This is a genomic window from Lewinella sp. IMCC34191, assembly GCF_003390935.1.
Classification (GTDB): Bacteria; Bacteroidota; Bacteroidia; order Chitinophagales; family Saprospiraceae; genus Neolewinella.
This window is the reverse complement of record NZ_QNQZ01000001.1, coordinates 813,382-839,611: the sequence shown is the minus strand read 5'-3', so window position 1 is coordinate 839,611 and position 26,230 is coordinate 813,382. Positions and strand designations below refer to the sequence as shown.

The window sequence follows — 26,230 nt, the reverse complement described above, 5'->3', positions numbered from 1 at the left end:
CGAAACTTAACGGTCTACGTTAAAGCGATGACCCAGGATTAGTTCGATGCGCGTCTCGTCAACGCGGGTATCCAACGTTTCGGTCGCGTCGTAGCTTGGTAAATAAGATGCGGTTAGCGCGACGTAGTTTCTTCGACCATTGTAGCCAAGGGCGAGGCGGCTGCGGAAGCGAATACTGAGGCGGGGAGACTCCAGCACCCGGGGTACAGCCGCCGGATCATAATCTACGAATCGAATTTCGGGTCCAACCACGGCCAGGGGTGTTACAAAAAGACTTTTGCCGAAAAGAAAAGTGTAGGCGTATCCCAGGCCGACCCCCAGTTTGATCTGGGAGTAGCGGTCGATCACCAATTGCCCGCTTTCGGTGACCGGCAAGGTCAACTGATTGGCGGTAAGGACCTGTCGGTTGGCCATTCCCGCCAGCAGAAACGAACCCGTACTTTTGAGTTGCCTGCTTCGCTGCTTAAAGGCCGAGCCCAGGCTGAAGCGCTTACTGTTCAGGATGCGAAATCCATATAGGAGTACGTCGAGGAACTTGATGTCCTTGCGAAAATAATCCGGATCGCCGGGACTGCGACGCACGAATCCGACGGTGCGCCGGGCATTGAAATTCAGGTAGAATTTGTCCCGGTACAGCTGCAGGTTAACGCCGAGGGAGGTGGCGTCACCAAGCTCGCTATCGGTACCGAGGTCACTTATTGGAATACTAAAAGTGTAGCCCAACCACTTATAGCGGCCGCCCAACCGAACGGCCAGTCCCTTATTCTTCAGGTCGAGTGATTGCTCGCCATCGACAGAAATGCTGGCCGAGTTGTCCCGGTACCGCAGCCCGCCATTGACGCGCGTACGCGTTGCAAAAGTTTCCACGTAACTGCTGTCGAATTGCCCGTATACCGGTAGAGAGAAGCAAATGACAGCCAGTAAAACCGACAGCGTACAGGTGCTATTTACCATGCTGCCCCCGAAGGTAGTCCATCGCCAGATTGGCATAGAGCTGTACACCGTACTTCAGACCCCGTTCGTCAATTACGAAGTCAGGCGTGTGGTGGCCCGGTGCCTCGCTGCTGTCCATCTCGGGTGCCATGCCACCCAGGAAGTAGAAAACGGAGGGGACTTCCAGGGCGAAGTAAGAAAAGTCTTCGGCTCCGGTGATGGCGTTGACCAAATGAACCTGGTCGTCTCCGAGTGTCGCGCGGACGGTCGACATCATGCGCTCGGTCATCTCCGGGTCGTTGTAAGTGACGGGATACCCTTTGTCGATGGTGACATCGACGGTGGCACCGGACGCTTCGGCGATGCTGGTGGCCGTCTGGCGGATACGTTGGAAGACATCCTGCTTCATGTCTTCGTCCAGCGTCCGGATCGTACCGATGAGGGTAGCTTCCTCCGGAATGATGTTGTTGCGGACACCGGCTTCCATCACGCCAACGCTGATGACGACAGCTTCCTTCGTGAGTTCGCTCTGGCGGGCAACGATCATCTGGAGACCGGTTACGATCTGCGCCGCTACGGTAATGGGATCCACCCCGGCCCAGGGAGTCGAGCCGTGTGCCTGTTTGCCGTGGACGTTGATTTCGAAGCGATTTGCCGCCGCCATGGTTCCACCTGGCTTGTAATTGAGGTGTCCGACCGGTGTCTGAGAGTTGATGTGGATGCCAAAGGCCGCTTCCACGTCGTAGTCCCGCAGGACGCCCTCTTTAATCATCAGCTCCGCTCCACCCTCTTCTCCGATGGGGGCCCCTTCTTCCGCCGGCTGGAAGAGAAAGACCACCGTGCCGGGCAACTCCGCCTTTCGTTCGCTCAGCACCTGCGCGGCACCCATGAGCATGGCAACGTGGGTATCGTGACCACAGGCATGCATGACCCCGACGGTCTCCCCGCGGTATTCGCCCGTCGCCTTACTGGCGTAGGGAAGATCGGCGCGCTCTGTTACGGGTAACGCATCGATATCGGCGCGCAGCGCTACGGTAGGGCCAGGCAAGTCACCTTTCAGGATACCTACGACTCCGGTATGCGCCACGCCGGTCTTGACTTCCATACCCAGTTCTTTCAGGTGGGCGGCAATGTACTTGGCTGTTTCGAACTCCCGGTTGCTCAGCTCGGGGTACTGGTGCACGTGGCGTCGCCATTCGATGACGCGATCGTCCACATCCTCGGCAGCCTGGGCAACGGAGGCGTAATCAGTCTGAGCGCCGAGGGAGGCACAAGCAGCCAATAAAAGGAGGGGGAGAATGCGCATATATGGTCGGGATTAGACTGGCAAGATACGCTTTCCCGAACCGGCCTAGCAAACCTTATCCGCGCAGGCGGAGGAGGCAAAAGCATCGGGCTTGGCCTTGAAAACAAAACCCATTCCCAGGATATAGCCCATGGCCTCCTTCAGGGCCACGTTGCTCTGGAAATGCGGATCGGTATTGATGTCGGCGTGGACTTCCAGTTCCACATCGTGACGGTCCAGGATGCTACATAGGGCGTAAGCGATCTCGACGGAGCGGCCGACCTCCAGAATCATGCGTTCCCGCAGACTCATCCGCGCCTCGCTTTTGTAATTAGCGATGAACATGAACCCGCCGCGCTTCTCCCGCAGGAACACGATGACGGTCGCGAATTCCACCGTCTTGCCGCGAACCTGGCTATCGGTGCCGATGCAAACTTTCAGCCGATGGCCGTCGGCAATCTCGCGCCGGACGGTTTGCTCCACCGCCTCCGTGATCGGCCCCTCGATTCGACGTCCGTCGTAACGACGCCATTTCATTTCGGTTAACGCCTTGGTATTCATGAGCTTTGCGTTTGGTGGCAACTACGGTGAAGATAACTCGCTCCTCAGTTTGGGAAGTTGCAAATCGCATTACCAAATGGTTAAAAAATTAATACTTGCCGTTAATTTGGGTTGTATCCGTAAACGCGTACTTTACCCACATGCGGGAATCAAAGACTAAATCCGCGGCCGGCAGCAACTTTAAGTTCCGTGAACTGAAAGTGTACAACTCGACGGAGTACCTGTGGGATAATGTGAAGAAGTACCGCCAGGTATTCGATCGCCAGGAAACGGCCTACGTCTACGCGGAACTCTCCCTGTACAATAAGGCTTTCGATACGGAGGACTGGTCATTGCACGTCGATCTGAAGTGTTTTCGGGTAGACGAATCAGGCCGAAGCGAGATTTGTAGCCTGTCTATCGACAAGGAGGTCAGCCGCTTCGACCCGACCATTTACGTCCGGGAAGGCTGGGGCAATCAAAAAAAGGGGACCTTCTGGAAGGCCGGCACGTACTGTTGGGAAGCGTACATCGGCGGACAACGGGTAGGTAGCAAATACTTTTACATCATCGCCATCGAGGAAGATGAGGACTTCGATGAGGAGGAGGAACGCATCGCCGACCAGTACCTGAAACTGCTTTCCGTAAAGATGTACGAAGGGCCTTACGATGATGTCTCGGCCGATGACCGGGTCTACCTGCGCGAATTCAGCAGTCAGGAAACCCGGTACATCTACCTCGAACTCGAGTTTCAGAACCTGCAACCCGGGCACGCCTGGCACCTGGAGCTATTCACGAAGTTTCACAATCAGACCAGGGAATTGAAGGGGCTGGTGTCCCGCCTGATCGAAGTGAAGCCGGAGAACGACCACGTCAAAGTGGGCGTCGGCTGGGGTGCCGCCAATCCAAACCTGTGGCGGGAAGACAGTTATACGGCGGAGATCGTTTTTTTGGACAGCCTCATCGCTACCGTTCAGTTCGACGTGACGGACGAAGTCACCGAAGGATTTCCAAAGGTCTATATACCCGGCAAGGATCAGCCCGTCGTCCTTAATCCGGATGGAGACGAGCAGGAAGATTTCGAGCATATCATTGCCGACCTGGATGCGCTAATCGGGCTGCAGGAGGTGAAGCAACAGATGCGGGAGCACGCCGTGTACATCCAGTTTCTCCAGCTGCGCCAGGATCGGGGCTTCGCCATGGACACCGGTATCGACGTGCACGCCGTATTCAGCGGTAACCCCGGAACGGGAAAAACGACGGTAGCCCGCATGATGGGCAAATTGTACAAGAAAATGGGGCTGCTCAGCAGCGGCCACACGGTGGTTGCCGACCGGGTCGACCTGGTGGGGGAATACATCGGGCAGACCGCGCCCAAGACGCGGGAGGTCATCGAAAGCGCCCGGGGGGGCGTGCTGTTTATCGACGAGGCTTACTCCCTGGCACGCAATAACGACGACGGTAAGGACTTTGGCCGGGAGGTGATCGAAATCCTGGTGAAGGAGATGTCGAACGGCGCGGGTGACCTCGCCGTCATCGTGGCCGGATACACCGATGAGATGAAAAGGTTCCTGGACAGTAATACCGGCCTGAAATCTCGTTTCAAACTCTTCTACGAGTTCCGCAATTTCTTGCCACAGGAGCTCAGTCAGATTGCCGAATACGCCGCGACCCGCCAGGGGGTGAAAATGACCTTGGCCGCGAAGGCCGTGATCGACGAAACCATCACCCGGGCCTTCCGCGAGCGGGACCGGACCTTCGGAAACGCCCGCTACGTCCACGACCTGATCGAGAAAGCCAAGGTGCAGATGGCCTTGCGCATCATGGCGCTCGATGAAAGTGGCGAATCGCTCAGCGACGAATACCTCTCCACGATCGAAGTCGGGGATGTCAATAAGATCAAGGCCATTACGACGCGCGAACGACCGGCCATCCCCGTCAATGAGGACCTGTTGGCCCAGGGCTTAGCCGAACTCGACGGGCTCGTGGGCATGGAGGGCGTAAAGGCCCAACTCCACGAACTTGTCCGGTTGGTCCGTTACTACCGACAAACCGGTCGGGACGTGCTCAATGCCTTCCATCTGCATACGGTACTGGTGGGCAATCCCGGCACGGGAAAGACCACCGTCGCCCGGATCCTGGCTACCCTATATAATGCGCTCGGAATACTGGAGCGCGGCCACATCGTGGAAACCGACCGCCAGGGCCTGGTAGCCGGCTACGTAGGACAAACCGCGGAAAAAACGGCCAAAGTTATCGAGGAAGCCATCGGCGGCGTGCTCTTCATCGACGAAGCCTACGCCCTAACCCAGACCCAGGCGGGCCAGCGAGGCGATTTCGGTGACGAATCCATCCAGACCCTTTTGAAGCGGATGGAAGACCAGCGCGGTGAGTTTTTCGTCTGCGTAGCGGGATATCCCGATAATATGGATACCTTTTTAAAGGCCAATCCCGGGCTGAGTAGCCGGTTTGACAAGGTCCTTCGATTCGAAGATTACGAACCGGACCAACTGGCGCGTATTGCGGACGATATGTTCCGCCAGCGGCGTGTTCAGTTGTCCGCGCCCGCCCGGCAGCACCTGCGCGATTATCTTGGCTTCCTGTACAAGTACCGCGATGCCTACTTCGGCAATGCCCGTACCGTTCGGCAACTGGTCGTAGATGTTCTGCGTCGGCACGATCTGCGACAGGCGGGCAGCGGCAAGGCGAAGCGTTCGCCCGGCGCCCGCATTTCGCGCGCCGACGTGGAGCATTTGAAGCTGGACACGAAGGAACTGTCTATCCAGCGGAAACGCATCGGATTCTAGAATTCGGTGAAGACCGAATCGTCCATTTCGTTGGTTACCGAGATATCGCTTAGCTGGAAGCGGCCGCCCCGGTCGCCGGAAAGCATGATACCGGCGTAATCCTGATAGCCATCAAAGGGCGTACTGATGGAGGGTTCGGCGTCTTCGGCGGTACGGAAAAACTGCCAGGTATTGATGCGGTAGTTATCCTGGTCCACGTACAGTTTGTACATATTTCCGGGCGTGTCGCCTACCTCCTTAAAGGTCAGCTTGAGAATGTCTGAGGGCCGTTGCTTTTGTGGGTCGTCGCCTTCTCCCTCGTAGGTAAGCGTTACGCCGCTGTCTTTCAACTTGAAGGGCTGTACCAGCCAGTAGCTGTCGTTGATCCACATGGAGTAGGCGTCCTGCAGGTACAGATCGATACTGTCCGGTTCGGTCATTTCCTCCCCGTTTTTACTGACGGCACCGGTGAGATCGTCGTCGCTGAAGTCCAGAAGGTAGACCATGCTATCGCGCGGGGCTTCGATACGCACCCGGTCTTCTTCCTTGTCCCAGACAAGGCTGCGGGCACCGAAGAAGTTCCAGCTCAGGTAGCGGACGTCATCGTATGCTTTTCTACCTCCATGGTACTTGACGATGCTATCGGCAATGGCAATGGCTTCCGGGTCCGATCCGGCTTCATCGAAACCTTCGGCCGCGGGGTTTTCTTCCGTTGCCGCTTCGGACGTGTCGGCGGTGTCGTCAGACGACGGACTATCCGGCTCGCTACAGGCGGTGAGTAGAAGGATGAGGGCGAAAGTGAGGTAGCAGCTGATTTTCATACGGGCCATAACAGTAAGAAGCCGAGGGAGTTCTCCCCGCCTATTCGATAATCAGTCGATTTCGGTCCGTGTGGTGGCTACCGGAGTAGTTCGGCCTCCAGATAAACCGGTTGGTGATCGCTAAACTGAAAGGCCTGGTTTATGGTCTTTACGCGCCGCAACCGGACATTAGGACTACACAGAAAGTAATCGATCACGCTTTTCTCGGATCGGTGGGCATCGTAGGCTTCATCCGACCGACGCACCGAGCCCGTCGCGGGATCGTAGGCCCAGATCCAGCCGGAGGGTAGAAAATCGAATGCTACGCCGGGTGGTAAGATCGTCTCCTCGACGGTCGGATTGAGGGAAAACCAGTTGAAACCGGGGGGAATCTGGTTCCAGTCGCCACCGACGATCACGTATTGCCCCGCCGCGTAATCCGCCGTCACCCGCTCCCGTAAATAGGCCATTTGTTGCCGACGCAAGCTCCCGTCGCTGTCGTAAGCGGATAGGTGAACGTTATAGACGACCAGATCGGGCCCGGCCGCCGTGGGGAATACCTGCCGTAGCGCGCAACGGTCGAGCTGGAACATTCGGGTGGGCCAGGGAAATTCTCCCGGCAGCTGCAGGCGCTGGGCTTCCGAAGGCTGGAAGCGGGATAGCGTCACCAGCCCGGATTGAACCGCGCCGTAGTGGTCCCAGGGCTGAAAAAGCGGAATGGGCACGTTACGGCTCTGGAAATTCGGGGCGTAGTAAACCGAATAATCGGGGCGGACGTCGCGGGCCTGCGCCAGTTGATTGGTGTAGTAGCTCCGTCGGCTGGCGGTATCGACCTCCTGGAGCAGGAAGAAGTCACTCTGTGTACTGGAAATCGTAAGCTCCTGACCCGCAACGTAGGCATCGACATTTTCGCGGGGAGATCGGGCTTTACCGAAGTCGGTCCAGAAAAAGTCGCCCCGATTATAGAAAAAGTAGTCCGCGGCGCCCAGTCCGCCGTAGCCGACGTTCCAGGTCACGAAGGTCAGTACCGAATCCTGAATCTGGGTAGAGGCAGCACGCTGACCGGCACTGGCAACGAGGTCGGTTTCCCCCTTAGGACGCCAGTCGGTCACCGTTCCGTACAGGAGTATGCCGACGAGGTAGAGTGCCAAGATGGCCAGGGGAATACGCAGCCAACGCCAGATTTTACGCATGCCTAAAGGTAAAGCACCGCCTGCGGCCGGTACGTATTTGCAAACCTTTGCCCGCCTGGGTTGTAGGATAAGCCATGAAAATAGAGCGTATACCCTTCACCGAAGTTCCCCAGTTTAGCAAGCGCGATGTCGCCTACGCCACGGGCATCGACGACCTGCGACCGTTTTATAAGTATGACGTCCGGAAGGAAGCTTTAGCCGAAGTCATGGAAGACAAGGACAAGGACGGTACGGACCGGGATCTGCTGGTCGACACCCTATTGGCCCAGTATGAAGAATTGGAGTTGACCGAAGTCCCCGATAATGTTTCTATCCTGCGCTCGCTGCAAACCTATACCGTGATCACGGCGCATCAGCCCGCCTTGTTTACGGGGCCGCTCTACTACATCCTCAAGATCTGCTCGACCATCAACCTCGCGCGGCAGCTTAAAGAAGCCTATCCGGACAAAGACTTCGTACCCGTCTTCATCAGCGGGGCGGAGGACCACGATTTCGAGGAGATCAACCACGCGCAGGTATACGGCAACCGGATCGAGTGGACCGAAAATGCCGGCGGACCTGTGGGGGCTCTATCAACGGATTCCCTCGGGGATGCCCTCGCCGAGTTAAAGGATATCCTGGGAGACCGCCCCACGGCTCAGGACATGTACGCACGTATCGAGCGCGCTTACAAGAAGCACGACACCTACGGCGCGGCGGCGGTGGCGCTGGTCCACGATCTTTTCGGAAAGGAGGGACTGGTCGTGGCCGACATGAGCAAAAAGCCCTTTAAAGCGGCCTTCGCGAAGATCATGGAACGGGAGATATTCGGTTCCGTTAGCCAGCCGCTGATCGAGAAGGCGCAATCGCAGTTGGAAAAACTGGGCTACAGCGGACAGGCGCACGCCCGGGAAATCAACCTGTTCTACCTCACCCCCAACCGCCGCGACCGGATCGTGCGCAAAGACGGAGGCTTTGGCGTAATCGATACCGATAAAACCTTCACCGAGGCCGAGCTGCGAAAAGAACTCTCGGACCACCCGGAGCGCTTCAGCCCCAACGTGGTCATGCGCCCGCTCTTTCAGGAACTGATCTTTCCGAACCTGGCCTACATCGGCGGGGGCGGCGAGCTGGCCTACTGGCTGGAACGCAAGGAGCAGTTCGACACCTTCGGGCTGAACTTTCCCATGCTGATCCGGCGGAACTCGGTACTGTGGATCGATAAGGGCAACCAGAAGAAGCTCGACAAACTCGACCTGGACTACCGCAAACTTTTCCAGCCCGCCGATCTCATCATCCGGGACTATGTCGCCGAGCAATCGGAGAACGAGTTGAGCCTGAGTGAGGAGTTGAAGGAACTGGAAGCACTATTCGAGGGCATAGCCAAGAAGGCGGAAGTGATCGACCCGACCCTGGCCAAAGCCGTGATGGGGGAGCACGCCCGCCAGGCAAAGGCCGTGGAAAATCTGGAAGGCCGGATCCGGCGCACGGAGAAACAGCGCTTCGAAACCTCCATGAATCAGATCCGGACACTGCGCGACAAACTTTTCCCCGATAACGGCATGCAGGAACGCTACGATAGTTTCCTCAACATTTACCTGCAGGAAGGCGAAGAGATGCTGCAGAGCCTGATCGAGCACCTCGACCCCCTGGAGCCCGGCCTGGTGGTGATCCAGCCGTAGTTACCTCCTGGCGCCCGAGGTAACGATCTGAATAGCCCGCTCCAGCTGGGGGTCGCGGCCGTGCAGCCGGTCGAGCATCGTATTGTCGACGCGGACGTCGGGTTCCACGCCGGTCTTCTCCAGGTTCTTGCCTTCCAGGGTGTAGCACCCCCAGCTCGGCAGGCGGTAGGAGGAGCCGTCAACCAGGCCGCCGCCGCTGGTGAAAATGATCCAGCGGTAGGTGGGCATGCCTACGGTGGTGCCCAGATTCAGTTGCTTGAAGCCCTCGGCGGTCATCTCCGCGTCGCTCAGACTCTGCTCGTTGATGAGCAGCACGATCGGCTTGGCATCGGGAGTGAAGTTCGGCTGGAGGGTTTTTTCGCCGCCCCGGTAGCCCCATTTCAGGTAGGGTTCCTGGCTCAGAAACTGCAGGACGTCATTGTGGACGTTGCCGCCGGTGTTGTACCGCAAATCCAGGATGAGTGCCTCCCGGTTATGCCCCTCCGAGACCATCTCATTCAGGAAATTGTCGAGCTCACCACCGCCCATATTCTTCATGTATACGTAGGCGACTTTCTGGTCGGTGGCCTCGTCTACCCGGTGCTGGTTTTCGTCCACCCAGGCGTCGTACTGCAAATCTCGCGCCTGACCGTAGGAAACGGGGTGCAGGCGAACGACAAAGCCATCGCTTCCCCGCTCGAATTTGGCCTCGACTTCCCCGTCTACGCTTGGGCGAGTCAGGTAGCTGAATCGGTTATCTGCCGGATCTATTGCCTGGCCGTCAAGTTCAATTAACCGGTCGCCGGATTGGAGATCAATGTCGGAGTAGTCCGCCGGCCCGTCGGCAACGATCGACTCGACCACGTAGGGCTCGTCGGCCCGGAACCTTATACCCAGATCGAAGGTCTTGGATCCGAAGGTGGTTTCCTCCTCCTCGCCGGAGGAGTAGAAGCCGAAGTGGGAGGTGTTGAGCTCGCCGAGCATGTCGTTGATCAGGCGGCGCAGATCGCCCCGGGTGCTGACGTAGGGCAGGAACTCGGAATAGTGATCGCGGACCTCCCGCCAGTCCACGCCGTGAAACTCCGAATCGTAGAAGTTTTCCTCTAGGTTGGCCCAGGTCTCGTAGTACATCTGCTCGAATTCGGGGCGCAGGGTGCGGCGGAAGGTATAGTCCAGCTCAATGGGCTCGGCCTTGTTTTTGTCGAGGTCCAGCTTAAGGATCTTGCCGCCACCGAGCAGGTAGTGTTTACCGTCGGCGGTGACCAGGTCATCCGCGCCACCGGCACCCTTCGCGTCGATGGATTCCGTCTTCGGGTCTTCGAAGGGGCTCAGTACGGTTTTGTACAGCTGGGTTTTGCCGCCCTCCTGATCGCTACCGTAAATCACGATCTGCTTCTCTCCGTCCTGTACGACCGCCAGGCTTCCCTGGTCGCCGAAGGCCGTGCCGATCTGTTCGATACGCTCCATGATGCCCTTTGGCTCAATGACGGTGACGGAATCCTTTTCGTCTTGATCATCACTAAACAGTTGATCGTAGCGGGCCGTCCGGAAGGGCTCCCTTACCCGGCGCAGCGGCAGGCGGTAGACATTCGCGTCTCCCCCACCCCGCGGGTAGCCGGGCTGATGGCGGGCGGAATGGAAGTAGAGATACTTGCTATCGGGCGACCAGTACGGTCCCCATTCCGACACCCCCGTTTCGGTCAGGTTGTAGTGGCTTTTATCGGCTACGTTGTACACCAGGATATCCATCTCGAAATCGCGGCGGGCGTTGACGGCCACGTAGGCGTCATCGAGCGACCAGCGGGGCAGCGTATTTTGGATGGCCCAGAATTCGTCGGTCAGGATCGTTTCGCTGCTGTAATCGTCCAGGTCCAGTATGCGTAGTTCGTCGCGGCCGCTGAGGTACACGGCGCGGGTGGTATCGTGACTGACGACCAGACCGCGATTGTTCCGGTCGTCGTCGGTACGCTGCACCATTTCGCCACTGCCGTCGGCGGGCAGGGTGAACCAGTTAAGGTAGCCATCGACCGTCTGGTTGAACAGCAGGGTTCGGTTATCCTTCAGCCACTTAACCTCGCGCACCCGGCCGGGCCCCGTCATTAATTGCCGGATAAATTTGCCTTCCTCGTCGGCAACGAAGAGTTCTCCGCGGGAAACGAAGGCGATCTTCTCTCCGTCGTAGGCCACGTCGAAGGCGGTGACGTTGCTGCCGGTCTTAAAGTCCTGTTGCTTGGCCAGCCCCTCGAAACCGCTAATCGTCACCGGCACTTTGGTCTCCTGGCCGGAAGCGGGGTCGAGCGTGTACAGCTGATAGTTCTTGACGTACGCCAATAGGCTGCCGTCGGCGCTGACGGCCGGCGCGAAAACGGATTCGGCACTGCTTGCCAGGCGTTCCGCTCCGCCATCGGTCAGTCGGTACAGGTTATACTCCTGGTTATCGCGGTCGGATACGAAGTAGACGGTGCCCTCCCGGTCGATCACTGGCAGCATATCCTTTCCTTCCCACTCCGTCAACTTGGTGTAGGTATCCGAAGCCGGGTCGTAGCGTTTGATGTCGGGGTTGTAGGGCCCCCGGTACCGCTTCCGGTGGACGAACAGGCTGCTCTCCCAACTTTCGTTGAAGTAGACACTCCCATCAGGATGCTCGGCGGCATTGTGCACGGTATTGAAGTAATTTTCCCCGAATTGCCGCACCGGAGTTCCGCCCGCCACGGGTACCGTATAGGTCGACATCCGGTTCTCGCGGCCCGAGGTGAAGTAGACCATGCCGCTGTCCCACGACCAGCTTTCCACTTTATCGTCGGCCTCGTGGTAGGTCAACTGCCGGATGGGTCCGCCTTCGAGGGGCATCAGGTAAACGTCCAGATTGCCGTATTGACTGCCGCTAAAGGCCAGGTACTTCCCGTCCGGACTGATCGAAGGATTCGTCTCATTGCCCTCCAGTGCGGTAATGCGGGAGGCCATACCGCCCGCGGCGGGAACGCGCCACAGGTCCTGGTTGTAGCTAAATACAATCTCCCTGCCGTCGGGCGTGAGGGTGGGTTCGTCAACGAAGTAGAGATCCTGGGCGCTAAGGGTGCCGCAGACCAAAAGAAGGATAATCAGTGGTTTCATCGGGCCAAATTGGGGGATTAAAGCCCCAAATTACAAAACGCGGCCGGGCAATTCCCTACTCCAGCACGGTTCCCTTCGCTACGTCGACGCCTCGCAGAAATTCTTCGATGTCCATGCGTTTGCGGCCGGCCAGCTGCAGCTTGTGCACGTAAAGGAACCCGTCCTGGCAGGCGACCTTGAACTGCGTCTTGCCATCGGTTACCACCGTGCCCGGGGCCACGTCGGTCCGGCCGGCTTCCACGCGGGTACGGATGAGTTTGAGCTGGTCGCCATTAAGCTGCGTCCACGCGGCGGGCCAGGGGCTGAGTCCGCGCACGAAGTTGTGTACTTCCCGGGCGGGCAGGTCGAAGTCGATGCGGGCCATGTCCCGGTTCAGCTTCGGGGCCGGGGTGGCGGCGCTGTCGTCCTGTTTCTTCAGCTCGTAGTCGCCACCCTCGATCTGGCGAACGGTGTCGACCACCAGGTTCGCCCCGTCGTGCATCATGCGGTCGTGGACGTCGCCGGCGGTGTCGTTCTCGCCGATGGGGATACGCAATTGTTGTAGGATATCGCCGGTATCGATCTCGTGGCGTATAAAGAAGGTGGTGGCCCCGGTTTCCAGTTCCCCCTTGATGACCGCCCAGTTGATGGGGGCCGCACCGCGGTACTTCGGCAGCAGCGAGCCGTGCAGGTTGAAGGTGCCGAGGGTCGGCATGTTCCATACCGCTTCGGGCAGCATACGGAAGGCGACGACGATCTGAAGATCGGAATTTAATGCGCGGAGCTCGGCCTGGAAGGCGGCGTCCTTCAGGTTCTCCGGTTGCAGTACGGGGATGTCCAGGCGCTGCGCGGCCTTTTTCACCGGCGACTCCAACAGTTGCTTGCCGCCGCGACCGCCCAGCTTATCGGTAGCCGTGATGACCCCGACGACCGGGTATCCGGCCTCCACGATTTTTTCCAGACTGGGGACGGCAAATTCGGGGGTACCCATGAAGACGATGCGGGGGGAGCTTTTCATGGGCGCAAAGGTAGGAATTGGGCGGCGCGGCGCAGGTAAAAGCCGCACACCGTAACTTGCTTGCAGATGATGAACGAGTTTCACTGGACAAACGAAGAAGGCTTACGCATTTACGCGGTCGACTGGACGGTTGAGCACCCGCGCGCGGTGGTCGGCATCATCCACGGCCTCGGCGAGCACTGCCGCCGGTACGAGCGGGTTGCTGCTTTCTTCAACGAGCAGGGCATTGCGGTCATCGGCTACGACCGCCAGGGTTTCGGCCGCAGCGAGGGACGGCGGGGCTACGCCAAATCTTACCGCAGCTACCTAGACGGCGTCGCCCAGCTCATGGTCCACTGCGAGCGGCGCTACCCGGACATTCCCGTTTTCCTCTACGGCCATAGCATGGGCGGTCAGCTGCTGCTGCACTACCTCATTCACCGCAAGCCGGCTATCCGGGGCGCCATCGTATCAGCTCCGCACATCGCCGAGGCCTTCCAACCCAACCCGGCATTGGTGGCCGTAGGTAAACTGATGCGGCGCCTCTATCCTACCTTCACGCTGGACAACCAGCTGGACATCACCTCACTGAGCCGCGACCCGGAGGTAATCGAGGCCTATAAGAACGACCCCTACGTGCACAACCGCCTGAGTAGTCAGACGGGTATCGATTTGCTGGAGCGGGCGCAATTTTTACAGCAGTACGCCGGGGGGCTGTCGGTACCGACTTTGATCATACACGGGACCGGGGACCGCATTACCGATGCCCAGGCCACGAAGAGCTTCGTGGAGCGCAACCCCGACCAGATTACGCTGCAAATTTACCAAGGGGTATATCACGAGCTACATCACGAGCCCGAATCACCCCGGATACTCGAGGGTATTTACGTTTGGATGAATCAGCGTTTATCTAATCACTAGGGAGCTGTCATTATTTAGCCAGCCAATTCCGGCCCATTGTGGTACCAAAACATAGGTATGCAATCTCGGGTCCCGGGGCTTTTATTACGCCATTGCCTGATTTACCAATGCCGTGGTCGTGTGAATTTGATTACCATACAACAATCTGTACACGGGTTGCTGCTGATTGAAAAGGGGAGCGTAACGTCGCACGCTTAAATAATTGCGCGCTCTATTGCTAAATAATTTCCCACTTTCAGCTCGCCATTGCAACCTGCATAGCCTGATGAGTGCTGCGCTTCCCTGAAATCTGAGAATTACACGGGCGGTGCCGACTTATTTTAAGCGTAATCCCAATAGAATGTATGCTTTTCGCGCCTCGGCGCGGACCGGTTTCTCCTATTTTGTTTGTATCGGGACTGCCAGGTAGCTAGTTTTTGGCACCCGACCGTTGAAACACTATGAATCAAATATCGGAGCTGGTTGGGCTCCTGGGTGACGAGTATCAGCTGTGCACCTGCAACGTTAAAAACGATACCGCCCTTAAAACCCTCTTTTCCTACTTACAGGAAGCCGATGAACCTTCCGTTGAAGCCGCCGCCAGGCAGCTCGGCCTGGAAGCCGGTGACCCCGCTTTTCGGAAGGTCAAACACCAATTGAAGCTTCATCTGCTCAATGCGCTCACCGCCATTGAGCCGGCCGAACGCCAAACCGATCGACGGCAGCGGGCACACAATTACGTATGGAAACTCATTGCGATAGCGAAACAGCTACGCACTTCGGTTGCCTCGTCGGTACTGTTGCCCTACCTCCAGGAAGCCTTTCGCATGTGTGAAGATCTGGAATTGCTGGACGGTGCCTATCAGTGCGCCGTGATGCTTCGCCGGCAGTACGCGAACCGGCAGTTTGATCCGGACAAATATCAGTTTTACGCCAAGGAAGCGGATCGCTACCGGGACATGGCCTTCTCCTATCAGGATGTAGCCGCCAGCTTAAATCACGTCAACTACCTGCGAAACAGCAGGCGACCGGATGAGGAGGTACGGCTGGCCGCCCGGGAGGCTTGCAAACAGCATTACTCCCTCATCGAACGCTACGACCGGGCCATCATATCGTATCTGGTGTATTTGCTAGAAATCAATATTCACCTGGCCGGCAAGAATTACGAAGCCGTTATTGAAACGGCAAACAAAGCCATCGCCTATTTAGAGGGTAAGCCGACCGCACAACCGACCATGTTTCAGGTCTTCGAAGCCAATCTCACCGTTGCATACACCCAACTCAACGACTACAAGCGGGGTACGGCTTTTGCCAATCGCTTGCTGGAAAAGACGTCCCCCAGCGACTTTAATTACCTGAAGGTTTATGAACTACTGCTGCTATTAGCGCTGCGAGCCGGCAAATTCCAGGAAGCCTACGATACCTTCCTGACGATTCGGCCGGAGACGCTGACTCGGAATATGCTATCCTATTATTTCGAGACCTTCCGCATCATGGAGGCTTACCTCTACCTCCTTGTGCAAATGGACCGGATCCGTACCCACCCCGATGATAAAACCTTCGAACGGTTTCGCGTCAGCCGCTTTCTCAACTCCTTCGAATACGCCAACGGAGAAAAAAACAGTCGGAACGTCCACCTGATGATTATTGAAATTGTCGACCACGTCCTGAATCGCCGGCACAATAAATCGGTGTACAGCATAGAAGCCGTGAATAAGTATGCGTCACGGCACCTGAAGGGCAAAAGCCACGAACGAGTAAGGTATTTTTTGAAGGCCCTGGCACAGCTGGCTACGCAGCAGTTTCACCGCGCGGCCGTCGAACGACATACCACGCGCTACATCACATTGATGCAGAAAAGACCCCTCTCGGAGTCCCGTCTGGACTTTTACCTGGAGCTTGTTCCCTATGAAATGCTGTGGTCCATGATCCTGGACCAGTTAGGGTATAAGCGGATTCGGTTGCGACAAACGGGAAATACCGTAGATAAGTCGAAAAATACCTGATCCTCATTCAGCAGCTCGTTGCGGCCGAAATAAAAAGAAGGCATAACGCTATGCAAACCCAGCCGGTCCGCCCTCATCGGGGTAAACCGCGAACTGCCTTACGTGGCTATGAAAGCTTACGGAAGCAATTCGGCCTAGTCAACGTACGATTGTCGGTTGCACCGCTTAAACCTCTAGGCCTATTACATGATGTCCCAATAGGAGGTATGGGTAAACCGGGTCGCCTTTGCGAATTCAGCACATCCCGTCATAGTCAGGAAGCTTAGGTATGCCACATTCGCAGCAGGTTCTATTCGTAGAGCCCGACCTAAACCCATCACAACTACTCCTTTATGCTGTACGCTATCTCGCAGGCGCTCCTCTCACCGCTCGATAAACCTTATAAACTCCACTGGCTAAACAGTCTCCTGCTGCTGTTGATACTTAGTTTTCTACCGGGCAGTTCGTACGCTCAGGACTCCGCAGTGGGCTACCGTTTCGTTCGCTTCGTAGCCGACGATGTGTTTTCCGGCAGTCAGGTTCGCGAGGTCACCTTTCTCAACGGTGACTTAACCTACCCACGGCTGCCGATGGAAAGCAACGCCGGCTCCATCGAAGCAAAGTTTTACGGGAGCGCCCCGTACAACGGATACCTCCTCTTCGATCAATCGCTGAGCAATTTGCTCTACATCGGGGATGGCTCGGACGGCCAGGTGGAATACACCTTGGAATTCATCGCCCGACCCATTTATCTCACCGGCGTTCGGATCCGCCGGCCTAGCTGGAGTCCCCTAACCTCCTTCCGCGTCGAGGCAACCAACGACCCCGAAGCTGGCTGGGAGATTCTTTATACGTCCCCGCCGAATATGGATAACAGCTACTTCGGACCGTCGGGTACCGATGGTATCTTCCTGTTCGGAACCGAAGCGGTGGCCATAGACACGGTACCGCCCGCCGCACCCGTCGTCTCCCTTGGATCGGTCACCCAAAACAGCGTAACCGTCGAATGGTCGCAAGCAGTCGATGACGCCAGCGACATTGCCGGTTACCAGATTTACGTGGATAGCGTAGCCGCCGGCTTCACCCCTACCCCGAGCTTCACGCAGATCGACCTACAGCCCAGCACCGATTACGAGGTAACGGTGGTGGCCTACGACAGCGAATTCAATGCCTCGCCACCGGCTACCCTTACGGTGACCACCGAGAATCCACCAGTTGCCGAAGGTTACACCTACCTACGGTTCACGGTGCTGAACGCCATCGGCGATCGTCGCCAACTGGTGAATATCGACTGGATGATGGGCGAAAAAGCCCTCCCCTTCGATGCACTCACCACGGCGAACGGTTCCGCAGCGGTGGAAATCAGCAGCACCACGGAGAACATTAACAACTTCGACGGGCCGTGGAAAGCCTTCGACGATGCCGACGACACCCACTGGTACGTGGGTCCGGATATGGAAGTCACCCTCCGGTTCAACGACGTCGTCGTCTACCCCACAGGCATCGCTATCGGCACCTATACCTGGCAGACCATACCGGGTTTCCGCTGCGAAGCCTCAGATGACGGCGTCAACTGGACGCTGCTGGAAGAGCGGGAAGGGCTGACGCGGAGTGATTACCAAAAGGAAGGCGCCCTCGGCGTGGCCCGCTTCGACTTCGATCTGGCCCTTCCGGAAGACTTTGACCGCACGCCTCCTACGGTTCCGCAGAACATCACGATTACCGGCAGCGATGCTACGACCGCTGACGTCCAATGGTCGCCATCCGTCGATGCCGGCGTCGGGGTTGCTTCCTACCGCCTCTACGTCAACGACTATCTCTGGAAAGTGACCAGCGATACGAGTGCCCGGCTTTTCGGATTCTCTCCGCTTAGTGCTTACGATCTCCGCGTGGAAGCGGTGGACCGTCTTGGTAATACCTCCGACCAAAGCGATAGCACTGCGATCTCCACAGACGAACGGGCAGCCGCGAGCGGTACCATGGATATCGGTTCCGGTCTTGGATCCTACACCACCGGTATCTGGAAGGAAAATGTAGACTTTGCCGCCGCATGGGCGGACTATGGCAACGCTAACCCCTTCGACTCCCTGTACCTGGCAGAACTCGGCAGCTACAAAGTGCTCCGGTTTATGGGAATGGTAACGACAAATAATAACGCGATCACGGACTGGGCCGATCGCAGGCAACCCGATGATGCGAGTCAGGCCGTTCGCCCCAACTTCGACAAGGAAAAGGACATCATTGCCGAAGGCATGGCTATCGAATGGATGATCAAACTGTGTAACCTTACCGGCGCGGACCTCTGGATGAACGTTCCCCACGCCGCGACCGACGATTATGTTACCCAACTCGCCGCCCTGATCCACCAATACCTCGATCCGGAACTTCGGGTGTACATTGAATACTCCAATGAAGTCTGGGGCGGCTTCGCCGCCGAGGAATATGCGAACGAGCGTGGTTTTGCCCTCGGGCTGGATTCTGGTGATTTCCCTCGTTACGCGTGGTTTGGCGATGACGAATACGCCCGCTTCCGCTACTACGTACACCGCTCCGTACAGATCTACGGCATCTTCCAAACGGAGTATGCCGGCGATTCCGCACGGGTACAAAAGGTGCTCGCGGGATGGAGCGGTCAACCGGACCTCACCCGCGTCCACCTCGACGCCCTGGCGGATCCGGAGATCAATGTTTCCGGCATTTATCCGGACTATTACGCCATCGCTCCCTACTTCGGGATCAACAACGGTTTAACCTCCGAGGAGCCGATCGATGACCTGCGGGATATGGTGGCCTCCACGATGGAAAACGTAAAGGCGCACTACGCGATTATCGGAGCGAGTGGACACGACATCGGTCTGGCCACTTACGAGGGCGGTCAGCACTTCACCTCCCGCGGTGAAACCATCAACCGGGACCCGACCATGTACCAGATCTACCTGGAATACCTGGATCAACTGGCCCCCTACGTCGACATCTACACGAACTTTTACTATGCCGGCGGTTTCAGCCGGGGCATGGCCTGGGGCGCGAAAGAGTACATCGGGCAGCCCGATATCATAGCTTACAAATATCGCGCGCTGGAGGACTGGATCGACATCAACGGAGACAACCCGCCCAATCTCGCCCCGACTATCCTGGAGCAACCGGAGACAATTGAAGTTGCGGAAGGCAGTGGAGCGGAAATATTCCCGACGGTGGTAGGTCGCCAACCTATCACCTACGCCTGGTACCGGGAAGGCGAATTGCTGGAAGGCGAGACCTCGGCCGTCCTTACCCTGGATCAGTTAAATCTCGATGATACGGGAACCGAGTTCGCCTTCACGGCTACGAACGCCTACGGATCGGCGGAAAGCCAGACGATCTATCTACTCGTCAACGAAGTGCCCAAGGCCCTGGTGGCGGGCACCGGTCGCCCGATCAGCGTTGACGGAGCGGTGGACCCGGCTTGGGAGCAGGCGCAGGTTTATGACCTGGACAAGGTATCGACGGGGATCGTGACGGGTGCGACAGACCTGAGCGCGTCCTACCGTACAATGTGGGACGAAACCTATCTCTATCTACTGGTTGAGGTGGTGGATGACGTCCTCGTTCCGGTCGCCAACCCGGGTCAGCCCTGGAACTTCGACGGCGTGGAAGTCTACCTCGACGTCACGAACGATAAGACCGAAGCATACAATGCCAACGATCGGCAGGTCATTTACGGGTATGGAACCCCGGCACCAATCGGCGTAAGCGGCACCCTCGCCCTCCCGAACTCCCTGGGCGCCCAGGTCGATACGGAAGGCGGGTACCGCGCGGAAATAGCATTCGCCTGGACGGATCTGGGCGTGACCCCGAGGGAGGGCCGGTACCTTGGCCTCGACGTTGCCGTAGCGGACAACGATACCCCCGGTGGTGACCGGGAGGGCAAGCTCGGATGGTGGTCGAACACAGACCTCAATTACACCCGCCCGGCGAACTTCGGCACCGCCCTGCTCACCAACGTGGCGGCTACGGAAATCACCATTTCTGCCGCCGGCCGCCAGAATACGGAAACCATGGAATTGCAAATCGGTGGCGTAACCGTAGCGACCTGGGCAAACGTAGGCGGCAACGCTGCTGCCGGAGTCTTTGAAGCCTACAGCTTCACGGCGGAAGGCTACGTCGAAGCATCGGATATCCGCGTGGCCTTCGTCAATGATCGCGGTGGTGCGCGCGATCTGCGGGTCGACGGCATGTATGTAAATGACGAGCGTTACGAATCCGAGGCCGGGACCACCCTGAGCACCGGAACGTTCCAGGCCGGTACCCGTTGTAACCCGGGATTCAAGCGCAGTGAGTGGTTGAACTGCAACGGATACTTCGCTTACGATCAGCCAAAACCTGAAAACACGGAAATGCCTGACCTGTTGCATCAGCCGGTCGGGGCGGATAAAGCACGACCGACCGCCCCTTTACTGGTCGCTCAACCGAACCCGGCAACCGGCTTGGTGCGACTGAAATTCCCAGCAGAAAGCACCGCAGGTACACTGCAAATCCTCGATGCGCTCGGCAGAGAATGGAAGATGGTCAGCATTGCCGCGGGTTCTAGCGAATACTTTATGGACCGGCCAGCCGGGCTTCCGGCTGGTGTTTATTTCCTCTTGCTTCAGCGTGGAGACGAGCGGCTTACCCAGCGGGTGGTGTTCCGGTAAGCCGATGATTGCATCCACTCGCGCTAGTTCATCGCTCCGGGTGTAGGTACTGGAAGGGGAAGAATGGCAACCATTCTTCCCCTTTTTTCGTGCTGCGGCCTGGGGTGCGTATGCGCGCTTCGTAGTATGCGGTAAATGCTATATGCATTTGTACGGTTCGCTACGCTATTTCCTACAGGCGGCCGGCAAGCACCGGCTATACCAACCTACGAGTGAAAAGTAAAACGGCCCCTGGCTTACAAGCTTAAGATGCTTGACGTCAGCGGCCGTTTTACTTTTCGGCGGCTACGCCGGCGGGGCAGCCGAAGCTTTGCGGAGGAAGAGGGATTCGAACCCCCGGTACCTTTCGGTACGTCGGTTTTCAAGACCGGTGCATTAAACCACTCTGCCATTCCTCCGGGAAGGTGATCTATTCGGGCGGCAAAGGTAAGTAGGGGGCGGCAAAACTACAAGCCGTTCGCAGCGGGGGAAACCGCGAAGGTAAGCCCGTACCGTTCAGAAACTAAAATTCGCCTGGTACAGCCATATCCGGAAGTCCGGAATCCAGTGGTACTGCCCGTTTCGCGGGGGTTGCTTCTTTCCTGCGCTCCGCCGCCCTATTTGCGTTGCGTCGTCTTATCTTTGCCCGAATTTTGAACCACGCTCTCCCCCATGCCAAAGGACACTAGTATAAAATCGGTACTCATTATCGGGTCCGGACCCATCATTATTGGTCAGGCCTGTGAATTCGATTATTCCGGAACCCAGGCCAGTCGCAGCCTGCGGGAAGAAGGTATCGAGGTCACGATCATCAACCCCAACCCGGCCACGATCATGACCGACCCGATGACGGCCGACAATGTATACCTGCTGCCGCTGGACATCGAGCACGTCGAGCAAGTGCTGAAGGAACAGCCCCAGATCGATGCCGTACTGCCCACCATGGGCGGACAGAGCGCGCTGAACCTGGCCATTGAGTGTGGAGAGGTAGGCCTGTGGGACAAATACAACATCCGCCTCATCGGCGTCGACCTGGAAGCGATCGAGTTGGCCGAAAACCGCGAGCTTTTCCGCAAGCACATGGAAGAGATCGGACTGAAATGTGCCCCGGCCATGATCGCCAACTCCTTCCTGGAAGGTATGGAAGCGGCACAGGAAATCGGATTTCCGCTGGTGATCCGGCCCAGCTACACGCTCGGTGGTTTCGGGGGCGGATTCTGCTTCAATGAAGACGAATACCCGGAGATGCTTCGGCGCGGTCTGGACGCCAGCCCTACGCACGAGGTGCTGATCGATAAAGCCGTGCTTGGGTGGAAGGAATTCGAGCTCGAGCTGCTCCGTGACTCGGCCGATAATGTGGTGATCATCTGTACGGTCGAGAACTTCGATCCGATGGGTATCCACACCGGCGACTCCATCACCGTTGCCCCGGCCATGACGCTATCCGATACCGCATACCAGGACATGCGTAATCAGGCCATCCTGGCCATGCGCTCGATGGGTAACTTCGCCGGCGGCTGTAACATCCAATTCAGTCAGAACCCGGAGACGGAGGAGCTTATCGTCATCGAGATCAACCCGCGGGTAAGCCGCTCCTCGGCGCTGGCGTCCAAGGCTACGGGTTACCCGATCGCCAAGATCGCCGCCAAGCTCGCGCTGGGCTACCGGTTGGACGAGCTAAAGAACCAGATCACGAAGACGACCTCGGCCTTCTTCGAGCCGACGCTGGACTACGTCATCGTCAAGATCCCGCGGTGGAACTTCAACAAATTCCCCGGGGCCGACCATAGGCTAGGCCTGCAGATGAAGTCCGTCGGCGAGGTCATGGGCATCGGCCGCAACTTCCTGGAAGCGCTGCAGAAGGCCTGCCAGTCGCTGGAAAACGGCCGCGGCGGACTGGGCTCCGACATGAAGGAGTGGATCAAAACCGATGATATCCTGCATCGACTGGAGAATGTCAGCGAAGACCGGCTCTTCCGTCTGAAGGATGCCCTCCGACTGGGGGTACCCCGCAAGACCATTCAGAAGCTGACCAAGATCGATCCCTGGTTCATTAACCAGATTAAGCGGCTGGTGGACTACGACGCCGAGGTCCTCAAGTATAACGTACCCGAGGACCTGCCGGAGGATCTCTTCCGCACGCTGAAGGAAGTCGGTTACTCCGATATGCAGATCGCTTACCTGCTGCGGGTAGACGAGGAAGCCGTTACCCAGCAACGCTACAAGCTAGGCATCCGCCGCACCTACAAAATGGTGGATACCTGCGCCGCGGAATTCGAATCCCACACCCCATACTTCTATTCTACTTTCGACGGGGAGAACGAGAGCGAAGTATCGGACAAAAAGAAGATCATCGTGCTCGGTTCGGGTCCAAACCGGATCGGCCAGGGCATTGAGTTCGACTACTGTTGCGTTCACGGACTTAAAGCAGTGCAGGAAGCCGGCTACGAAGCCATTATGGTGAATTGCAACCCGGAGACGGTATCCACCGATTTCGATACGGCCGACAAACTGTACTTCGAGCCGGTCTTCTGGGAGCACCTCTGGGAGATCATCGAACTCGAAAAACCCGAAGGTGTCATCGTCCAGCTTGGTGGCCAGACGGCGCTGAAATTGGCGGAGGAACTCACCAACCGGGGCGTCAACATTGTCGGTTCCAAGTACGAAGCCCTCGATCTCGCCGAAGACCGCGGCCGTTTCTCCAGCCTACTTAAGGACCTGGACATCCCCTACCCCGACTTCGGAACGGCCAAGGATGCAGACGAAGCGCTCGAGGTAGCTAACCGCGTGAAGTACCCCGTGCTCGTTCGCCCGAGTTACGTACTTGGCGGTCAGGACATGCGGATCGTCATCAATGATGCGGAACTGGAGCGACACGTACTCTCCATCTTTAAAAAGGCTCCCGACGACGAGGTACTGGTCGACCACTTCCTCGACCGCGCCAAGGAGGCCGAGATCGATGCCATCTGCGACGGAGACGAAGTCCACATCATGGGCATCATGGAACACATCGAGCCGGCGGGCATCCACTCCGGTGACTCCAGCGCGGTGCTGCCGACTTACTCCCTCAGCGTATCGGCCGTCAACCTAATGCGGGAGTACGCCGAAAAGCTGGCCTTCGCCCTGAAGATCAAAGGCTTGCTCAACGTACAGTTTGCCATACGTACCGACCGGGAAACCGGCGAGGAGAAGGTCTACGTCATCGAGGCCAACCCGCGCGCTTCGCGTACCACGCCCTTCATCGCCAAGGCTTATAAAGTACCCTACCTCAACATTGCCACCAAGGTGATGCTGGGCAGCCACAAACTGAAGGACTTCGACATTAACCCGCAGCCCAGCGGCTACGCGATCAAGGTGCCGGTCTTCAGCTTCAACAAGTTCCCGAACGTGGATAAGCAGCTCGGTCCTGAGATGAAGTCGACCGGCGAAGCCATCCGCTTCGTGGTGGACATGACCGATCCCTTCTTCCGCGATTTGGATAAGAACCGGAGCCAGTATTTGACGCGGTAGCGTTCGTGCCAAGGTCGAGGACTTCTAGCCCGAGGTAACGTGCTCCCGTGCTACCCCACCAGCCTTAGTGCGATACATGCCGAGATGGTATCACCAGCAACCAGCACCCACCACCCAGCACCCAGCAACCCATTCTAATACCCCGCCGCCTGCCCGTCCTTCCGGCTCTCCGAAGCGCCGTGGTAGACGTTGTTTTCTGGGTCCCGCAGGATCGCCTGGTAGCCACCATAGCCGTCGCGGGTGAAGCCGACGGAGTGGCCCCGATCGATAAGCCCGCGGATGGTCTCGTAGGGGATGCCCGATTCGACGCGTATCTGCCCCGGCCCGGGTGCATCGCCGGTCGGGGAAGACCCGCCGGTGTGGTCCCAGCGGGCGGCATCGCCGGCTTCCTGCAGGTTCATGCCGTAGTCGATTAGGTTCATGACGATCTGGGTATGGCCCTGGGGCTGAAAGTCGCCGCCCATCACGCCGAAGCTGACCCAGGGTTGACCATCTTTGCTGATGAAGGCCGGGATAATCGTGTGAAACGGCCGCTTGCCCGGTTCGTAGGTGTTTGCCTTGCCCTCTTCGAGCGTGAACAGTTCGCCACGGTCCTGGAGCATGAATCCGAGTCCTGGCGGCACCATCCCGGAACCCATTCCCCGGTAGTTACTCTGGATCAGCGAGACCATATTGCCGTCCTTATCGGCAGTGGTTAGGTAGATCGTCTCACCGGCGCTGATTTCGCCGGCGTCGTACACCTTGGCTTTGTCCCCGATCTGTGCCCGTCGATCTTCCGCGTAAGTCTCGCTAATTAACTCGTCAACGGGAACAATGGCGAAGTCCATATCCGCGTAATACTTCGCACGATCCTCGAAGGCCAGCTTCTTGGCTTCGGTGAACAGGTGCAAATGTTCCGCGCTGCCGAACGGGATATTTTTAAAGTCGTAGCCTTCCAGAATGGCCAGCATCTGTAGGGCGGCAATGCCCTGGCCATTCGGGGGCAGCTCCCAGACGTCGTACCCGCGGTAATTCACCGACACGGGATCCACCCATTCCGAGTGGTGATCGGCGAGATCCGCTTCGGACAGGTAACCGCCCTGCTGCTGGATGAAATTCGTGATCGTCTCCGCTATCTCGCCCTGGTAAAAGGCATCCCGTCCGCCCTGCGCGATGCGCCGGTAGGTACTGGCCAGGAAGGGATTACGATAGATATCGCCTTCGTCGGGCAGTACGCCGCCGTTCTGTCCCATATACGTGTCTTCCACGTTGGGGAAGCCCCGATCGATGTACATCGGCACCGATCGCTGCATGTACCAGGCAATGAGTTGGGTGAGGGGAAAACCTTCCTCGGCGTACTGGATGGCCGGTGCCAGCAGGTCGGCCATGGGCACCGAACCGAAGCGCTCGTGCAGGCTGAACCACCCATCGACGGCACCGGGTACGCTGACCGGGAGCGGCCCCAGTGAAGGGATTTTGTCCAAACCTTTCGCTTTCAGATCGGCCAGCGTCATATTCTTGGGGGAGCGGCCGCTGGCGTTGAGTCCGTAAACCTGCTGCGTCCCGGCATCCCAGACGATCGCGAAAAGATCGCCGCCGACCCCGCAGCCGGTAGGTTCCATAAGACCCAATGCCGCATTGGCCGCGATGGCCGCATCGATGGCGTTTCCCCCCTGCTTGAGGACATCCAGACCGATCTGCGTAGCCAGCGGATGGCTGGTAGCGACCATTCCGTTTGCCGCCAGCACTTCGGATCGGGTAGCGTCGAGGGAGCCGGTGATGCGATCCTGGGCCATAAGGGAAAGGTTGAGCGAAAGGAAAAGGAGCAGGTGAAAGGTGGCGCGCATGGGAATGTTCTTGGCGCCTAAGTTATCACTCGCCGGTGACGTAACCTTCCTTACCGGTATCGCAGGTATTCGTTACCTTTCATCGAAGTC

14 protein-coding genes and 1 tRNA gene are annotated in these 26,230 nt (G+C 57.8%); 6 read left to right on the top strand and 9 right to left on the bottom strand.

Annotated elements, in window-relative coordinates; all coding sequences use genetic code 11:
- Nucleotides 1–6 precede the first annotated feature (6 nt).
- Genes DRW39_RS03355 through DRW39_RS03345 form a run of 3 tightly spaced genes read right to left on the bottom strand, consistent with a single transcriptional unit; the run spans nucleotide 7 to nucleotide 2,755 of the window.
- Nucleotides 7–954 (bottom strand): DUF4421 family protein, encoded by a 948-nt coding sequence (locus DRW39_RS03355; protein ID WP_157975906.1) that lies wholly within the window; start codon nucleotides 952–954, stop codon nucleotides 7–9.
- Nucleotides 944–2,239: an amidohydrolase gene (locus DRW39_RS03350; protein WP_116105550.1), complete on the bottom strand. Its 1,296-nt coding sequence runs from the start codon at nucleotides 2,237–2,239 to the stop codon at nucleotides 944–946. Before DRW39_RS03350 ends, DRW39_RS03355 begins: the two co-directional genes overlap by 11 nt.
- Before the next feature lie 45 nt (nucleotides 2,240–2,284).
- Nucleotides 2,285–2,755, bottom strand: coding sequence for a ribonuclease H-like YkuK family protein (locus tag DRW39_RS03345; RefSeq protein ID WP_116105825.1), 471 nt, complete (start codon nucleotides 2,753–2,755; stop codon nucleotides 2,285–2,287).
- Between the two features lie 164 nt (nucleotides 2,756–2,919).
- On the opposite strand from DRW39_RS03345, the gene DRW39_RS03340 reads away from it, so the two are divergent.
- Nucleotides 2,920–5,565 carry an AAA family ATPase gene (locus DRW39_RS03340; RefSeq protein ID WP_116105549.1) on the top strand — a complete coding sequence of 882 codons (2,646 nt, stop codon included), beginning with the start codon at nucleotides 2,920–2,922 and terminating at the stop codon, nucleotides 5,563–5,565.
- Here the strand turns inward: DRW39_RS03340 and DRW39_RS03335 are convergent.
- A complete protein-coding gene (locus tag DRW39_RS03335; protein ID WP_198664775.1) occupies nucleotides 5,562–6,365 on the bottom strand; it encodes a hypothetical protein in 804 nt (267 codons plus the stop codon). The genes DRW39_RS03340 and DRW39_RS03335 overlap by 4 nt on opposite strands.
- Before the next feature lie 77 nt (nucleotides 6,366–6,442).
- Nucleotides 6,443–7,537, bottom strand: a complete 1,095-nt coding sequence (locus tag DRW39_RS03330) for an endonuclease/exonuclease/phosphatase family protein (RefSeq protein WP_116105548.1) — start codon at nucleotides 7,535–7,537, stop codon at nucleotides 6,443–6,445.
- A 74-nt stretch (nucleotides 7,538–7,611) separates the two neighbouring features.
- Between DRW39_RS03330 and bshC the strand changes: the two genes are divergently transcribed.
- On the top strand, nucleotides 7,612–9,198 hold the full coding sequence (gene bshC / locus DRW39_RS03325; protein ID WP_116105547.1) for a bacillithiol biosynthesis cysteine-adding enzyme BshC: 1,587 nt from the start codon (nucleotides 7,612–7,614) through the stop codon (nucleotides 9,196–9,198).
- On the opposite strand, the gene DRW39_RS03320 is transcribed toward bshC, so the two are convergent.
- Nucleotides 9,199–12,291: a S41 family peptidase gene (locus tag DRW39_RS03320; protein ID WP_116105546.1), complete on the bottom strand. Its 3,093-nt coding sequence runs from the start codon at nucleotides 12,289–12,291 to the stop codon at nucleotides 9,199–9,201.
- A gap of 55 nt (nucleotides 12,292–12,346) precedes the next feature.
- Nucleotides 12,347–13,288, bottom strand: coding sequence for a methionyl-tRNA formyltransferase (gene fmt, locus DRW39_RS03315; RefSeq protein WP_232830050.1), 942 nt, complete (start codon nucleotides 13,286–13,288; stop codon nucleotides 12,347–12,349).
- 66 nt (nucleotides 13,289–13,354) lie between these two features.
- Here fmt and DRW39_RS03310 point away from each other — a divergent pair, with 66 nt between their 5' ends.
- From DRW39_RS03310 to DRW39_RS03300, 3 genes are all read left to right on the top strand, one after another.
- A complete protein-coding gene (locus DRW39_RS03310) occupies nucleotides 13,355–14,188 on the top strand; it encodes an alpha/beta hydrolase (protein WP_116105545.1) in 834 nt (277 codons plus the stop codon).
- Between the two features lie 440 nt (nucleotides 14,189–14,628).
- The gene (locus tag DRW39_RS03305) at nucleotides 14,629–16,173 is read left to right on the top strand and encodes a hypothetical protein (RefSeq protein WP_116105544.1); all 1,545 of its coding nucleotides are present in this window, start codon (nucleotides 14,629–14,631) and stop codon (nucleotides 16,171–16,173) included.
- Nucleotides 16,174–16,505: 332 nt separating this feature from the next.
- The gene (locus DRW39_RS03300) at nucleotides 16,506–20,825 is read left to right on the top strand and encodes a sugar-binding protein (RefSeq protein ID WP_116105543.1); all 4,320 of its coding nucleotides are present in this window, start codon (nucleotides 16,506–16,508) and stop codon (nucleotides 20,823–20,825) included.
- Between the two features lie 313 nt (nucleotides 20,826–21,138).
- Here DRW39_RS03300 and DRW39_RS03295 read toward each other — a convergent pair.
- Nucleotides 21,139–21,223 (bottom strand) — tRNA-Ser (locus tag DRW39_RS03295).
- A 253-nt stretch (nucleotides 21,224–21,476) separates the two neighbouring features.
- Here DRW39_RS03295 and carB point away from each other — a divergent pair.
- Nucleotides 21,477–24,314, top strand: coding sequence for a carbamoyl-phosphate synthase large subunit (gene carB, locus DRW39_RS03290; protein WP_116105542.1), 2,838 nt, complete (start codon nucleotides 21,477–21,479; stop codon nucleotides 24,312–24,314).
- A 134-nt stretch (nucleotides 24,315–24,448) separates the two neighbouring features.
- Here the strand turns inward: carB and ggt are convergent, their stop codons facing one another.
- On the bottom strand, nucleotides 24,449–26,140 hold the full coding sequence (ggt, locus tag DRW39_RS03285) for a gamma-glutamyltransferase (protein ID WP_116105541.1): 1,692 nt from the start codon (nucleotides 26,138–26,140) through the stop codon (nucleotides 24,449–24,451).
- Nucleotides 26,141–26,230: the final 90 nt, after the last annotated feature.